Origin of the sequence: Acidovorax sp. Root402 (genome assembly GCF_001425125.1) — a bacterium.
In the GTDB taxonomy this organism is placed as follows: Bacteria; Pseudomonadota; Gammaproteobacteria; order Burkholderiales; family Burkholderiaceae_C; genus Acidovorax; species Acidovorax delafieldii.
Genome location: NZ_LMDQ01000018.1, coordinates 142689 through 156214, shown reverse-complemented (window position 1 = coordinate 156214; position 13526 = coordinate 142689). Strand labels below are relative to the sequence as shown.

Genomic DNA, 13526 nt, shown 5'->3' with positions numbered 1-13526 from the left:
ACCGCCCTATGAAAATCTACATGTGTGCCGTCTGCGGCTGGATCTACGACGAGGCTGCAGGCCTGCCCGACCACGGTATCGCGCCCGGCACCCTCTGGGCCAACGTGCCCGAAGACTGGCGCTGCCCCGAATGCAATGTCGGCAAGGCAGACTTTGTGATGTGCGAGGTGTGAAAAAGGCGGATGGAATGCGGCGCACTGCGCTCCGTCAGGGCGGCTGACACCAGCGCGCGGTATAACTGTTACACCGCTGCAACCCTCCTTGCAACGCAGCGTCACGCCCCACATGCCCACTACCGACTCCCACACTGGCCTCGACCCGGCACTGGCCGCCCAACGCCTGCGTGAAGAAGGCCCCAACGAACTGGGCATCAGCCAGCGCCGCACGCTGCGCGACATGGCCTGGGACGTGGTCACCGAGCCCATGTTCCTGCTCCTGCTGGGTGCAGGTGCCATTTACCTCGCCATGGGCGACGCGCACGAGGCAATGATCCTGCTGGGCTTCGTGGTCATCATCATGGCGATCACGGTGCTGCAGGAGCGCCGCACCGACAACGCGCTGAACACCCTGCGCGACCTCTCCAGCCCCCGGGCCCTGGCGTTGCGCGGCGGCACCATGGTGCACATTGCCGGCCGCGACGTGGTGCGCGAAGACCTGCTGATGATTGCCGAGGGAGACCGCATCCCGGCCGACGGAACGCTGCTGCAGGCCCACGAGCTGGCCGCCAACGAGTCGATGCTGACCGGCGAGTCGGAGCCTGTGGCCAAACAACCTGCCGACAAGGTGTTTGCGGGCACGCTGGTGGTCAGCGGCCAGGGCCTGCTGCGGGTGACCGGCGTGGGACGCCACACCGAACTGGGCCGCATTGGCCAGTCGCTCGACACCATTGCCCTGCAGGCCTCGCCGCTGCGCGAGGAAATGGCGCGGCTCACGCGCAAGCTGATGGTCATTGGCCTGTCGCTGTGCGCGCTGCTGGTGGCCCTGTTCTGGGCGCTGCGGGGCGACTGGCTGCAGGCCGTGCTGGCAGGCATCACGCTGGCCATGGGGGTGCTACCGCAAGAACTGCCCGTGATCATGATCATCTTCCTGGCCCTGGCCGCGCGGCGGCTGGCGGCGCAGCAGGTGCTCACGCGGCGGCTCAACGCCATCGAGACACTGGGCCAGACCACCGTGCTGTGCGTGGACAAGACCGGCACGCTCACCCAAAACCGCATGGCGGTGGCGGCGCTCTGCATTGCGGGCAAGGAGCTGGATGTGCAACACCTGCCAGCCGCGGCGGATGGCAGCGCGCTGCCCGATGCCTTCCACGAACTGCTCGAATACGCCGTGCTGGCCAGCGAGATAGAACCGCACGACCCCATGGAGCAGGCCTTTCATCGCATGGCGGCGGACCACCTGGTGGACACCGAGCACCTGCATCCCACATGGTCGCTGGCGCGCGAGTACGAGCTGTCGCCCCAGCTGCTGGCCATGAGCCACCTGTGGCGCGATGGCACCTCGGCGCACGACACGGTAGCCACCAAGGGCGCGCCCGAAGCCGTGGCCGACCTCTGCCACCTGCCCGACGCCGAGCGCGCCGCCGTCAGCGCCCAGGCCGCGCGCCTGGCGGACCGGGGCCTGCGGGTGCTGGGCGTGGCAAAGGCCCGGCACGGCACGCAAGACACCTGGCCCGACGCCCAGCACGGCTTTGACTTTGAATGGCTGGGCCTGGTGGCCCTGGCAGACCCGCTGCGCCCCGAGGTGCCCCAGGCCGTTGCGCAGTGCCGCCAGGCGGGCATTCGCGTGGTGATGATCACCGGCGACCACCCCCGCACCGCGCGCGCCATTGCCGCCCAGGCAGGCATCGCCCGCGACCGCGTGATCACCGGCGACGAGCTGGCCCACATGCCGCCGCAGGTGCTGGCCGACCAGGTCCGGCAGGTCAGCGTGTTTGCGCGCATCAAGCCGCATCAGAAGCTGGCGCTGGTGGAAGCCCTCAAGGCCCAGGGCGAGGTGGTGGCCATGACCGGTGACGGCGTGAACGATGCCCCGGCCCTCAAGGCCGCACACATCGGCATCGCCATGGGCCAGCGCGGCACCGACGTAGCCCGCGAGGCCGCTGCCCTGGTGCTGCTGCACGACGACTTTGCGGCCATCGTGCTGGCGATTCACCGGGGCCGGCAGACGTTTGCCAACCTGCGCCAGGCCATGGTCTACACGCTGGCGGTGCACGTGCCCATCATTGGGCTGGCGCTGCTGCCAGTGCTGTTCGGACTGCCGCTGGTGCTGGCGCCGCTGCACATCGCGTTTCTGGAGCTGGTCATCGACCCGGCCTGCTCCATCGTGTTCGAGGCCGAAGAAGGCGCTGCCGACCTCATGCAGCAGCCGCCGCGCGCGGCCGACGAACCCCTGCTGTCCACCCGCCACATCCTGCTGAGCGTGCTGCAGGGCAGCGTGGTGACCGCTGCCGTGGTGGGCCTGTATGCCTGGCTGCTGCGCCAGCCCGCACATGCCGCCACCGCCAGCACGGCCGCGTTTGTGGTGCTGGTGGCCGCCAACGCCGCGCTCATCCTGCCCAGCCGCAGCAGCCAGACGGTGTGGAGCAGCCTGTGGGCGGGACTCACCCCGGTCAGCCTGTGGGTGGCGGGAGGCACGCTGGCCGCGCTGACGGCCATCACCACCGTGCCGTGGCTGGCCAACGCTTTCAGGTTTGTGCCGCTGTCGCCCCTGCACTGGTTCATGGCCCTGCTGGCCGGGCTGCTGCTCACGGTGGTGTTTACGGCCAACAAGCGCTGGCTGCAGCCCGCCACACTGGCGCGCCATACTTCTCTCGCCTGATCCTCCCGCCCTACACCATGCCCATTGTTCTGGAATCCATCGACCACGTCGTGCTCACCGTCGCCAGCATCGACAAAACCATTGCGTTTTATGAGCGTGTGCTGGGCATGACCGCCCGGGAGTTCAAGCCCCAGCGGTACGCACTGCACTTCGGCGCGCAAAAGATCAACCTGCACGAAGTGGGCACGGTGGTGGACCCCAATGTGCGCCACGCGACGGCGGGCTCCGGCGACCTGTGCTTTCTCACCCAGATGCCGCTCGACGACGTCATCGCCCACCTGCAGGCCGAAGGCGTCCCCATCGTGCAAGGCCCGGTGGGCGCAACGGGCGCCCGCCACCGGCTGCGCTCGGTCTACATTTACGACCCGGACGACAACCTGATCGAGATTGCCAACGAGGTGTGAGGCGCTGGCTGCACCGATCGCAGTACGGTCTCCCACACAACGATCAGAACTCGGCCGAGATCGCCGCCCGCAACAAAGTTGCCGCGGGCTCCACCAGCTCTTGCAGCTGCCCGGCCCGGTCCTGCTCGATAGAGTGCAGCACCATCTCGTTGATGCCCCCCACCACGGCCATGGCCATCATGGGCTGCAGGGGCGTCTTGCGTTTGCGCTCACCCGGGCGGTTGTTCACCACGTCCAGCATCAGGTCGGCCAGTTGCTGGTTGGCGCGGCGGCGCGCGGCCAGGCCCGTCGGGCCCAGGCCCAGGATGTCGATGAACAAGGTGCGCAGCAGCACGGGGTTGCGCGCCAACACGCCAAAGTAGGCGGCCATGGCCTGCTCCACCTGGGCCTCCCAGTCGCTGTGCGGATCGATGGCAGCGCGCAGCACCGCAATCGCGTTGCCACTGGCCGCCTCGTACAGCGCGGTCAGGCACTCGGCCTTGTCGGCAAAATTTTCATAAAAGGTGCGGCGCGACACGCTGGCTTCGCGCACGATGTCGGCAATGGTAGTGTCGGCATAGCCCTTGGCGGCCACGGCGCGTGCCATGCCCTCCAGCAGGCGGGCGCGGTGTTCGGTGCCCGCAGCGGGTGCAACGGGCGCAGCAATTGGGGCGGTGACTTCGCTCATGGAGACTGATCGCAATGCAGAAAATTCGACGAGGTACTTGACAGTACCATAGTTGATCTGCATCATACAAATCCACCGGTACTGCAAAGTACCAAATCCATGCACCACCGCGCGGCCCCCTTGCGCCGGGAGCTTTCTTCATGACCGAACTCGTTGTCCGCCGCCTGCTGATCGACCTGGAGACGCCGTTTGCGCGCCACTGGTGTGGTGACGACGCGTTTCGCTCTGCGCTGTTCAACGCGCTGTCGATGAGCTTTCCGGTGGGCGAGCAGTTCTTTATCGATGCCGTGCGTGACGGCCACAAGGCCCTGCCCCCCGACAAGCAAGCGCAGTTTGCCGACGAAGTGCGTGGCTTCATCGGGCAGGAGGCCACACACCGCCGCATCCACGCGCTGTTCAACGGCCACCTCGACCAGCAGGGCCTCGCCAATGAATGGGCCCCGCGTGCGCAAGAGCGCATGAAGCTGTTTGCGGGCGCCGACCCACGCCATCCGCTGGCTGTGACCGCTGCCAACGAGCACTTCACCGCCCTGCTCGCCGAATGGCTGCTTGCCCACCCCGAGGTGCTGCAGGGCGCCGAGCCGCGCCTGGCCACGATGTGGCAATGGCACTGCGCCGAAGAGTCCGAGCACAAGAACACGGCCTTCGACCTTTACCAGGCACTGGGCGGCAACCACGATTGGCGCATCACCTGGTTCCGCCGCATCACGGTGGTGTTCCTCGGCGATGTGCTGCGCCAGACGGTGCTGAACCTGCGCCGCGATGGCTCGCTGTGGAAATGGAGCACGTGGACCAGCGCCGCACGCACGTTGTTCGGCAAGGGCGGCCTGGTGCGCGAGACCTGGCGCCCCTGGCGCGAGTACCTGCGCCCCGACTTTCACCCCAGCCAGCACGGCACCGACTTGTCGGCACGCTGGCTGGCGGAGCACAGCAACGCCTACACCCCGGTGGGTGCGCGCTGACAACCACGACCTGACACCATGACCCATCCCACCACGCCCCGGCACACAGGCCGGGCAGGCGCGGCTTTGCTCTGCCTGCTTGCATCTACCACCCTGACCCTGCTGCCCCTGCAGGCCCACGCCGCCCCTTTGGCATTTGACGCAGCGCTGCAGCAGCTGCAGCAGCGCTCCGACCAGCTGGCCGCATCGCGCAGCGCCGTCGAAAGCGCCCAGCTGCGCCGCGACGCCATGCAGCGCCTGGGTGGCCCGGTGGTCAACCTGAGCGGCGCCGCTTATACCTATAACGCCAACCTGGACGTGGACCTGAACCCGCTGAACAGCGCCCTGCCCGGCGTGCTGTCGCAGCTGCCACCCCAGCTGGCGGGCTCGCTGGCCCAGTTGCCCCACCTGCCGTCCAGCTACACGCTCAACCGCAGCAAGAGCGACACCACAGCCTCGGTCTCAGCCATCTGGCCCATCTACATGGGCGGCGCCAGCAATGCCGCCCGGGGCCTGCTGGATGCCCAGGCGCAAGAAGCCCAGGCCGACGCTGCCAAAACCAGCCACGAGGCCACCACCTTGCTGGTGCAGCGCTACTTTGGCGCCCAGCTGGCGCAGCGCGCTGCCCTGCTGCGCGAATCGGCCCTGGCCACCATCGAACAACATGACGCTGCCGCACAGAAGATGTTGGACGCCGGTGTGATCGCGCGCGTCGAACGCCTGCAGGCCCGCTCCGCACTGGAAGAGGCCCGACGCAATGCCCGCAAGGCCCGCGACGATGCCGAGCTGGCCGCCACGGCGCTGACCCGCACCCTCAAGGCGTCCGACCCTGTGACGCCCACCAGCCCGCTGTTTGTGCTGAGCCAGCCGGTCGAACCCCTGCCCCACTTCATCGACACCGCCTTGGCCCACCACCCAGGCTTGGACAAGGTAGCCGCCAAGAAAGAACAAGCCACGCAACTGCACGCCGCCCAGGAGGCACTGCGCAAGCCCCAGGTGTTCGCGTTTGGCCAGCGTCAGCTCAAGACCGGCCGCGATGCCGACTGGGTGGCCGGCGTGGGCGTGCGCTGGACGCTGTGGGACTCCATCGACCGCAACGCGCTGGCCGAGTCATCCAACCGCCAGATCGAGCAGGCTGAGCGCACCGGCGCGCAGGCGCAGAACGACATTGCCCTGCTGGTGGAAAAGCGCTGGCAGGCCCTGGAGCAAGCGCGCCGCGCCTACTTTGCGCTGCAGCCGGGTCTGGAGCTGGCCGACGAAGTGCTGCGCCTGCGCATCTCGGGTCTGAAGGCGGGCACCAGCACCACGCTGGACCTGATCGACGCTCAGGTCAACCAGGCCAAGGCCCAGACCGAACGCGCGCAGGCCGCCCACGACTACGTGAAGGCGCTGGCCGATCTGCTGGAGGCCTGCGGCCTGTCGGAAGACTTTGGCAAATACATGGCGCGCGCTGATGCGGTGCGGGTGGAATGAGTAAAGGTGGAACGAACATGAGCAAGAACAACAGCAAAAAGGCGGCCGTGATCGGCACGGTGGCCTTTGTGGCCGTGGCAGGCTTTGTGGGCTTTGGCCTGTGGAAGGCCTCGCAGCCTGCACCCGAGGTGTTCCAGGGCCAGATCGAAGCGCAAGAGGCCGACATCGCCCCCAAGGTCACCGCGCGCATCGCGCAGATCCTGGTGAAGGAAGGCGACCAGATCGCCGTGGGCGCCCCGCTGATCCGCATGGACAGCCCCGAGGTGAAAGCCAAGCTGGCGCAGGCCACCGCCGCCCAAGAGGCTGCCCAGGCCGTGGCCGACAAGGCCCAGCACGGCGCGCGCCCGCAAGAGATTGAAATGGCCCGTCTGAACTGGCAGCGCGCCGTGGCCGCCGCCGACCTGGCCGAATCGTCCTTCAAGCGCGTGGACGGCCTGGCCCGCGAGGGCCTGGTGGCGACGCAAAAACGCGACGAGGCCGAGGCCAACTTCAAGGCCTCGCGCGACCAGGCGCTGGCCGCCAAGGCCCAGTACGACCTGGCCCGCGCCGGTGCCCGCAGCGAAGACCGATCCGCCGCTAGCGCCCAGGCGCGCCAGGTGGCGGGCGTGGTGGCGGAGGTGCAGGCGGCCCAGGCCGAGACCGAGCTCAAGAGCCCCGTCGCCGGCGAAGTGGCCAAGGTGCTGGCCCGCACGGGCGAGCTGTCGCCGCAGGGCGTGGCCGTGGTCACGGTGGTGGACCTGAAGGACCAGTGGGTGGTACTGAATGTGCGCGAAGACCGTCTGCAGCGCTTTGCCATCGGCAACGAATTTGACGCCACGCTGCCCGCGCTGGGCGGCAAAACCGTGAAGTTCAAGGTCCACCACACGGCTGCGCTGCCCGACTTTGCCACCTGGCGCGCCACACGCGCAGGCCAGGGCTTTGACGCCCGCACGTTTGAAGTGCGCGCGCGCCCGGCGGCCCCCATCGAAGGCGCACGCCCCGGCATGACGGTGCTGGTGAACTGAAATGCGACACCCCCCTGAGCGCCTTCGGCGCTTCCCCCCGCTCTCGCAACGCTATGCGTTGCGGGCAGGGGGACGCAGCCCTCGCTGCGGGGCGGCCCTTGCTCGGCTGCCCTCGCCGGGCCGCGCCTGTTCCGAATTCCGCGACGGGACTGGAGCGCGACGGAAAACCGATCCAAAAAAGTGCCTCCAGCGCTTATCTTACAAGCGCATAAAGCTATGAATTCAATAGCAAACAGCCTTCGCCGCGAAGCCCGCCGCCTGGCGGCCGATCCGTGGGACCTGGCCATGGTCACCTGGGTGCCGCTGCTGGGCGTGGCGCTGCTGTGGTGGATCTTCTCGGCCGGCCTGCCGCGCCACCTGGCGGTGGGCGTGGTGGATGACGACCACTCCAGCCTGTCGCGCCAGCTGGTGCGCATGCTGGACGCCACACCGGGCGTGCAGATCACCCAGCACTTCACCAACGCGGCCGAGGCCGAACGCGCGCTGCGCGCGGTGGACGTGTACGCCGTGGTCTCCATCCCGCGCGACTTTGCGCGCACCGTGAAGGAAGGCCGCGCAGCGCAGGTCACGCTGCTGCACAACGCGCAGATGTCCACCCACTCGGGCCTGCTGCAGCGCGATGTGCGCACGGCCGTGGGCACCTTGTCGGCGGGTATCGAGATGGCCGCGCGCAACAAGCGCGGCGAAAGCGCCCAGGCCGTACACGTGAGCATGGAGCCAATCCACACGCAGATGGTGGCGCTGTTCAATGTGTCCAGCAACTACGAGCAGTTTCTGGGCGCAGCGCTGATCCCCGCGCTGCTGCACATCCTGGCCATGACGGCCGGTGCCTGGACGGTGGGCCGCGAGCTGCGCGACCGCACGCTGGGCGAGTGGCTGGGCGCAGGGGGCTGGGTGCGCACTGCAGGCGCGCTGGTCGGCAAGCTCGCCCTGCCCTGGGCAACACTCACGCTGGTGGGCCTGCTGGCGCTGGTGGGCATCACCTGGGGCCGGGGCTGGCACCCGCCGGGCAACCTGTGGTGGGTGGCTGCGGCGCTGGCGCTGCTGATGACGGTGTCGATCACCGCAGGCGCTGCGCTGGCAGGCATCACGCGGTCGCTGCGCACCGCACTGTCGGGTGCGGGCTTTTTTGCGGCACCGGCGTTTGCGTTCAGCGGCGTGGCGTTTCCCCTTTCGGGCATGCCCGGCAGCGCACGCGCGTGGGCCGAAGCCATGCCGTTCACCCACTACATCCGCCTGCAGATCGAGCAGCTGCAAATGGGCGCACCGGTGGCTACCAGCGTCTCGACGATGGTGGCGCTGACCATCGCCACCGCAGGGCTGTGGCTGGTAGGCGCCACGGCGCTGACCGTGGCGCACACGCGCCCAGACACCTGGGGAGGCCGCTGATGAACACACCGATGCAACCCATGCCGGTGACCACGCCACCCCACCAGGGCCTGCTGGGCGCCTGGTTGCAAGCGCTGGCCACCGTGGTGCGCGACAAGGGCGTGCTGCTGCTGTTGGTAGGAGCGCCTGTGCTCTACGGTTTTTTCTACCCCTGGTTCTATGCCGACGAGGTACTGACCCGCGTGCCTGTGGCCGTGGTGGATAGGGACCACACCAGCCTGTCGCGCCAGATCACCCGCTTTGCCGACGCCGACCCCCGCATTGAAGTGCGTTTCGTCGCCGCCAGCGAACGCGAGGCACAGGAGGCCCTGTGGCGCGGAGAGATCGAAGGCTACGCGGTGATCCCTGCCGGGCTCAAGCGCAGCGTGGTGCGCGGCGAAAACGCCGTGGTCAGCATCGAGGCCAACGGCGCCTACGCGCTGCTGAACAAGGCCGTGCAATACGGTTTCGCAGAGGCCGTCGGCACCGTGTCTGCCGGGGTCGAGATCCGCAAGCTGCAGGCCAGCGGCCAGAGCGCCCCCCAGGCCCGCGCCAGCCGCGCGCCGGTGCAACTGCAGATGGTGGCGCTGTTCAACCCCACCGAGGGCTACGGCAGCTTTGTGGTGCCTGCTGTGGCGCTGCTCATCCTGCAGCAGACCTTGCTGATGGGCGCTGCGATGCTCACCGGCACCTGGGTGGAAAGCGGCCAGCACCGTGCCCGCGCCACCACCTGGCTGGGCCGCCTGCTGGCGCTGTGCACGCTGGGCTGGGCCAGCGGCCTCTTCTACTTTGGCTGGATCTTTGTGCTGCACGACTACCCGCGCGGCGGCAACCCGCTGGGCGCACTGGCGCTGCTGGCCTGCTACATCCCGGGCATCGCTGCGCTGGGTGTGTTGCTGGGGCTGTGGTTTGGCAACCGTGAACGCGCGCTGCAGGTGCTGCTGTTCACCACACTGCCCATCGCGTTCGTCGCAGGCTTCTCGTGGCCGGTGGAGGCGCTGCCCGAGCCGCTGCAGTGGCTGCGCTGGCTGCTGCCCAGCACCTCGGGCGTGCAGGCGTCGCTGCGGCTCAACCAGCTGGGCGCACCGCTGTCCGCCGCGCTGCCTTACCTGTGTGCGCTGGTGGCGCTGGGTGCGGTGTGCGCAGGGGCCGTGCTGGCCCTTGCGAGGCCGTCAAGCCCTGGCGCTCAAGCAGCAAACGCGGCGGAGCGCGAGCGCAGAGCTTACTGAGGGTGGGCAGCAGCCTGTTGCCCGGTACGCAAGCGCACCGGGCCGCTGCGCTCTTCCACTGCCGCCTGCACTTCCTTGCGCAGGCCCAGTGCAAACGCCCACTCGGCCACCACAAACAGCGGGCCCACGATCAGGCCCACCAGGTCGTCCACAAAAGCGGGCTTGCGGCCTTCGTAGTAGTGGCCCACGAACTGGATCACCCAGCCCACGGCAAACAGGCCAATGCCCGTGGCGAGCCAGACGGCCAAGGTCTGTGCGGCCACCCATTGCCCGCCCACCAGCATGGCGGCCAGCAGCGCGGCCATGGCCAGGCCAAAACGCATGTCCAGCCGGAAGTAGAAAACACTGGCCACCAGCGCTGCCAGCAGCGCCGGGCTTAGCGGCAGCGCACCCACCATCCAGGTCGGGCGCGACAGCAGGATGACGACAGCGAACATGATCATGGGAACGCCCACAAAATGGGTGTGGATGTTGCGCGGGTCGCGGTGGTAGTCGGCGTATTGGGAGAGGTGGTCGATCAGGGTTTTCATGGGTGTCTCCAGCATGTGTTTTGCGCAGCATCAATACTCGCTCTCAGGCCGCGCCAGCGTCTGTCGTGCAGACGACAAAAAGCCGCCGCGCCCTCCTGCCCCGTTCAATCGCATCCCATGTCCACCCCTTCCGCCTACCTGCCTGTCCTCCAGTCTGGCCGCTGGTTTGCCCACCTGCCGCCCGACTTTTCCCAGCCGCTGATTGCCATGGCGCAGTTGCGCCATCTGCCGACGGGCGAGGTGCTGTTCCGGCGCGGCGATGCGCCCTGTGGCCTGTATGCGGTGGTGCGCGGCGCGGTCAGCATCTCGGGCACCGGGGGGCGGGCCGACGAGGCGCGTGCGGCGCTGTTGATCCGCCTGGAGCCGCCGCACTGGTTTGGCGAGATCTCGGTGTTTGACAACTCGGCCCGCACCCACGATGCACAGGCCACCGAACCCACCACCCTGGTGCACATCCCGCACGAGCGGCTGCAGCACTGGCTGCAGGCCCACCCGCAGCACTGGCATGCGCTGGCCTTGTTGATGACCGACAAGCTGCGCTCGGCCTTCGTGGCGATGGAAGAGCTGGCGCTGCTGCCCGCCCCACAGCGCCTGGCGCGGCGCCTGGTGATGATGGCCGAGGGCTACGGGCAGTGGACGGCCGAAGGGCAGTCGCGCCGGGTGATCGAGATCTCGCAAGAGCAGCTGTCGCTGATGCTGGCGATCTCGCGCCAGACCACCAACCAGATCCTCAAGGACCTGGAGTCGCGCCAGCTGGTGCGCGTGCAGCGCGGCGAGGTGGAGATTCTGGACCTGGCCGGCCTGCGGGGGGCCTGCGCCTGATTACTATTAAATCGATAGCAACCAAGGCATATTGTACTAGCGCATCGGCGTGTTTTCACACAAATACTAAGCACACATTCCATTTCCGGGCAAAATGGCGGCCATGCAACTCAACTACATCGCCAACGCCTCGGTGCCCTCGTCCTCGGGCCGCACGATCCCCGTGATCGACCCGTCCGACGGCCAGCCCTTCGACGAGATCCAGCGCAGCAACGCCGACGACATCGACGCGGCGGTGCATGCAGCCCGCCAGTGCTACCACGCGGTGTGGCAGAAGCTGGCCCCGGTGGAGCGCGGCCGCCTGCTCCAAAAGCTTTCGGCCAAGATCCTGGAGCATGCGGACGAGCTGACGGCGCTGGAGCAGCGCGACTGCGGCAAGCCCACCAAGCAAGCACGCGCCGACGCCATTGCGCTGGCCCGCTACTTCGAGTTCTACGCCGGTGCATGCGACAAGTTCCACGGCGAGACCATCCCCTACCCCGACGGCTACAGCGTGTTGACCTGGCGCGAGCCCCACGGCGTCACGGGCCATGTCATCCCCTGGAACTACCCCATGCAGATCTTTGGCCGCAGCGTGGGTGGCGCCCTGGCGGCGGGCAATGTGTGCGTGGTCAAGCCGGCCGAAGACGCCTGCCTGTCGCTGATCCGCGTGGCGCAGCTGGCAGCCGAGGTGGGGTTCCCAGCCGGAGCTTTGAATATCGTCACCGGCTACGGCCACGAGGTGGGCGACGCGCTGGCGCGCCACCCCGGCATCGACCACATCAGCTTCACCGGCAGCCCCAAGATCGGCACGCTGATCCAGCAGGTGGCTGCCGAACGCCACTGCCCCGTGACGCTGGAGCTGGGCGGCAAGAGCCCGCAAATCATCTTTGCCGATGCCGACCTGGACGCCGCCATCCCCGTGGTCATCAACGCCATCGTGCAGAACGCTGGGCAGACCTGCTCGGCCGGTTCGCGCGTGCTGATCGACTCGCTGATTTATGAACCCCTGCTGGAGCGCCTGGGCAAGGCGTTTGAAAAGCTGCGCGTCGGCCCCGCCGCCATGGACCTGGACGTGGGCCCGCTGATCCGCCAGACGCAGCAGCAACGCGTGTGGGACTTTTTATCGGACGCGCAAGTGGCCGGCATCCCCATGGTGGCCCAGGGCGTGGTGGTGGACGAGGCCCCCGAGACCGGCTACTACCAGGCCCCCACCTTGCTGCGCGATGTGCCCGTGGGCCACCGCCTGGCACAGGAAGAAGTCTTCGGCCCCGTGCTGTCGGCCATGGCCTTCCAGGACGAGGACCATGCGGTCGAGCTGGCCAACGCCACACAGTTCGGCCTGGTGGCCGGCATCTGGACGCGTGACGGCGCGCGCCAGTTCCGCATGGCCAAGCGTGTGCACAGCGGCCAGGTGTTCATCAACAACTACGGCGCGGCCGGCGGTGTGGAGCTGCCGTTTGGCGGCGTCAAATCCAGCGGCTATGGGCGCGAAAAGGGCTTTGAGGCGCTGTACGGCTTCACCACCTTGAAGACCGTCGCCATCAAGTACGGTTGAAGAGGCATTGCAGGGTGTCCCGCTGGCGCGCGACGGTGCTGGCAGGCCCCGCTAACCTCGGCTGCTTCTGTACGACGATTTTTCTTCCCCATGCCCCTGAGCCCCCCCGCCCTCCGCACCCTGAAGCATGTCCGCCGGGTGAACTACCAGGGCTTTGAACGCGACGATGGCCTGTGGGACATCGAAGGCGAGCTGCATGACAGCAAGGCCTACGACGCGCCCTCGCACCGCGACCCGACGCGCACGCGCCTGGCGGGCGAAGCCATCCACCACATGTGGCTGCGCGTGACCGTGAACCGCCAGCTGGTGGTGCAGGCGGTGGATGTGTCCATGGATTCGCATCCGCTCAAAGGCTGCACCGAGGCCCAGGCAGCGCTGCAGCGCATGGTGGGCTGCAGCATGGCACGCGGCTGGCGCCAGGCCATCCAGAAGCACCTGGGCGGCGTGGAAAGCTGCACACACCTGCGCGAGCTGCTGTTCAACCTGGCCACGGCGGCGTTCCAGTCAGTGCCTGCCGTGTTTGCCGCCAGCCACCCCGACGAGCCGCCACGCCATCTGGGCCAGTGCACGGGGTGGGACTTCAACGGCAATGGCGTCAAAGAGTTCTTTCCGCAGTTCTATGGCCGGGAGCCCAAGGCACCCGCCCCGGCAGCCCCTGCGGCCGATACAGCTTCGGCCACTGAAATTTCAGCCCCATCGGGCGCTAGCGCTAGTTGAATATGCGCTGGTAGCTA

Annotated in this window: 13 protein-coding genes; 11 read left to right on the top strand and 2 right to left on the bottom strand. The window is 67.9% G+C overall.

Annotated elements, in window-relative coordinates; genetic code table 11:
• Window positions 1-8: 8 nt before the first annotated feature.
• The 3 genes from ASC83_RS21150 to ASC83_RS21140 all read left to right on the top strand — a co-directional run bounded on the left by ASC83_RS21150 (window position 9) and on the right by ASC83_RS21140 (window position 3221).
• Window positions 9-173 (top strand): rubredoxin, encoded by a 165-nt coding sequence (locus ASC83_RS21150; RefSeq protein WP_056067319.1) that lies wholly within the window; start codon window positions 9-11, stop codon window positions 171-173.
• A gap of 112 nt (window positions 174-285) precedes the next feature.
• Window positions 286-2817: a cation-translocating P-type ATPase gene (locus tag ASC83_RS21145; protein WP_056067317.1), complete on the top strand. Its 2532-nt coding sequence runs from the start codon at window positions 286-288 to the stop codon at window positions 2815-2817.
• 17 nt (window positions 2818-2834) lie between these two features.
• Complete coding sequence (locus ASC83_RS21140) at window positions 2835-3221, top strand: VOC family protein (RefSeq protein ID WP_056067315.1); 387 nt, start codon at window positions 2835-2837, stop codon at window positions 3219-3221.
• 43 nt (window positions 3222-3264) lie between these two features.
• On the opposite strand, the gene ASC83_RS21135 is transcribed toward ASC83_RS21140, so the two are convergent.
• Window positions 3265-3888 carry a TetR/AcrR family transcriptional regulator gene (locus ASC83_RS21135; protein WP_056067313.1) on the bottom strand — a complete coding sequence of 208 codons (624 nt, stop codon included), beginning with the start codon at window positions 3886-3888 and terminating at the stop codon, window positions 3265-3267.
• 140 nt (window positions 3889-4028) lie between these two features.
• On the opposite strand from ASC83_RS21135, the gene ASC83_RS21130 reads away from it, so the two are divergent.
• The 5 genes from ASC83_RS21130 (at window position 4029) to ASC83_RS21110 (ending at window position 9903) form a co-directional block, all read left to right on the top strand.
• Window positions 4029-4850, top strand: a complete 822-nt coding sequence (locus ASC83_RS21130) for a metal-dependent hydrolase (RefSeq protein ID WP_056067312.1) — start codon at window positions 4029-4031, stop codon at window positions 4848-4850.
• An 18-nt stretch (window positions 4851-4868) separates the two neighbouring features.
• Window positions 4869-6302: a TolC family protein gene (locus ASC83_RS21125; RefSeq protein ID WP_235509435.1), complete on the top strand. Its 1434-nt coding sequence runs from the start codon at window positions 4869-4871 to the stop codon at window positions 6300-6302.
• Between the two features lie 17 nt (window positions 6303-6319).
• Window positions 6320-7306, top strand: coding sequence for an HlyD family secretion protein (locus ASC83_RS21120; protein ID WP_056067310.1), 987 nt, complete (start codon window positions 6320-6322; stop codon window positions 7304-7306).
• 216 nt (window positions 7307-7522) lie between these two features.
• Window positions 7523-8695 (top strand): ABC transporter permease, encoded by a 1173-nt coding sequence (locus ASC83_RS21115; protein ID WP_056067308.1) that lies wholly within the window; start codon window positions 7523-7525, stop codon window positions 8693-8695.
• Entirely contained in the window at window positions 8695-9903 is a 1209-nt protein-coding gene (locus ASC83_RS21110) for an ABC transporter permease (RefSeq protein ID WP_200938991.1), read from the top strand. The genes ASC83_RS21115 and ASC83_RS21110 overlap by 1 nt, the downstream gene beginning before the upstream one ends.
• On the opposite strand, the gene ASC83_RS21105 is transcribed toward ASC83_RS21110, so the two are convergent.
• Entirely contained in the window at window positions 9897-10433 is a 537-nt protein-coding gene (locus ASC83_RS21105) for a DUF962 domain-containing protein (protein WP_056067306.1), read from the bottom strand. The two genes, ASC83_RS21110 and ASC83_RS21105, sit on opposite strands and share 7 nt — an antisense overlap.
• Before the next feature lie 117 nt (window positions 10434-10550).
• Here ASC83_RS21105 and ASC83_RS21100 point away from each other — a divergent pair, with 117 nt between their 5' ends.
• The 3 genes from ASC83_RS21100 to ASC83_RS21090 all read left to right on the top strand — a co-directional run bounded on the left by ASC83_RS21100 (window position 10551) and on the right by ASC83_RS21090 (window position 13509).
• Window positions 10551-11255 carry a Crp/Fnr family transcriptional regulator gene (locus tag ASC83_RS21100; protein ID WP_056067303.1) on the top strand — a complete coding sequence of 235 codons (705 nt, stop codon included), beginning with the start codon at window positions 10551-10553 and terminating at the stop codon, window positions 11253-11255.
• A gap of 103 nt (window positions 11256-11358) precedes the next feature.
• Window positions 11359-12792: an aldehyde dehydrogenase family protein gene (locus tag ASC83_RS21095; protein WP_056067777.1), complete on the top strand. Its 1434-nt coding sequence runs from the start codon at window positions 11359-11361 to the stop codon at window positions 12790-12792.
• A gap of 90 nt (window positions 12793-12882) precedes the next feature.
• Entirely contained in the window at window positions 12883-13509 is a 627-nt protein-coding gene (locus ASC83_RS21090) for a DUF2889 domain-containing protein (RefSeq protein WP_056067301.1), read from the top strand.
• The last annotated feature ends 17 nt before the right edge of the window (window positions 13510-13526 follow it).

What these genes read in the sequence shown, in the direction of transcription:
- ASC83_RS21100 (WP_056067303.1), top strand. Translation starts at nt 10,551, where the DNA reads ATGTCCACCCCTTCCGCCTACCTGCCTGTCCTCCAGTCTGGCCGCTGG.
- ASC83_RS21105 (WP_056067306.1), bottom strand. Translation starts at nt 10,433, where the DNA reads ATGAAAACCCTGATCGACCACCTCTCCCAATACGCCGACTACCACCGC.
- ASC83_RS21130 (WP_056067312.1), top strand. Translation starts at nt 4,029, where the DNA reads ATGACCGAACTCGTTGTCCGCCGCCTGCTGATCGACCTGGAGACGCCG.
- ASC83_RS21140 (WP_056067315.1), top strand. Translation starts at nt 2,835, where the DNA reads ATGCCCATTGTTCTGGAATCCATCGACCACGTCGTGCTCACCGTCGCC.
- ASC83_RS21135 (WP_056067313.1), bottom strand. Translation starts at nt 3,888, where the DNA reads ATGAGCGAAGTCACCGCCCCAATTGCTGCGCCCGTTGCACCCGCTGCG.
- ASC83_RS21145 (WP_056067317.1), top strand. Translation starts at nt 286, where the DNA reads ATGCCCACTACCGACTCCCACACTGGCCTCGACCCGGCACTGGCCGCC.
- ASC83_RS21125 (WP_235509435.1), top strand. Translation starts at nt 4,869, where the DNA reads ATGACCCATCCCACCACGCCCCGGCACACAGGCCGGGCAGGCGCGGCT.
- ASC83_RS21115 (WP_056067308.1), top strand. Translation starts at nt 7,523, where the DNA reads ATGAATTCAATAGCAAACAGCCTTCGCCGCGAAGCCCGCCGCCTGGCG.
- ASC83_RS21120 (WP_056067310.1), top strand. Translation starts at nt 6,320, where the DNA reads ATGAGCAAGAACAACAGCAAAAAGGCGGCCGTGATCGGCACGGTGGCC.
- ASC83_RS21095 (WP_056067777.1), top strand. Translation starts at nt 11,359, where the DNA reads ATGCAACTCAACTACATCGCCAACGCCTCGGTGCCCTCGTCCTCGGGC.
- ASC83_RS21110 (WP_200938991.1), top strand. Translation starts at nt 8,695, where the DNA reads ATGAACACACCGATGCAACCCATGCCGGTGACCACGCCACCCCACCAG.
- ASC83_RS21150 (WP_056067319.1), top strand. Translation starts at nt 9, where the DNA reads ATGAAAATCTACATGTGTGCCGTCTGCGGCTGGATCTACGACGAGGCT.
- ASC83_RS21090 (WP_056067301.1), top strand. Translation starts at nt 12,883, where the DNA reads ATGCCCCTGAGCCCCCCCGCCCTCCGCACCCTGAAGCATGTCCGCCGG.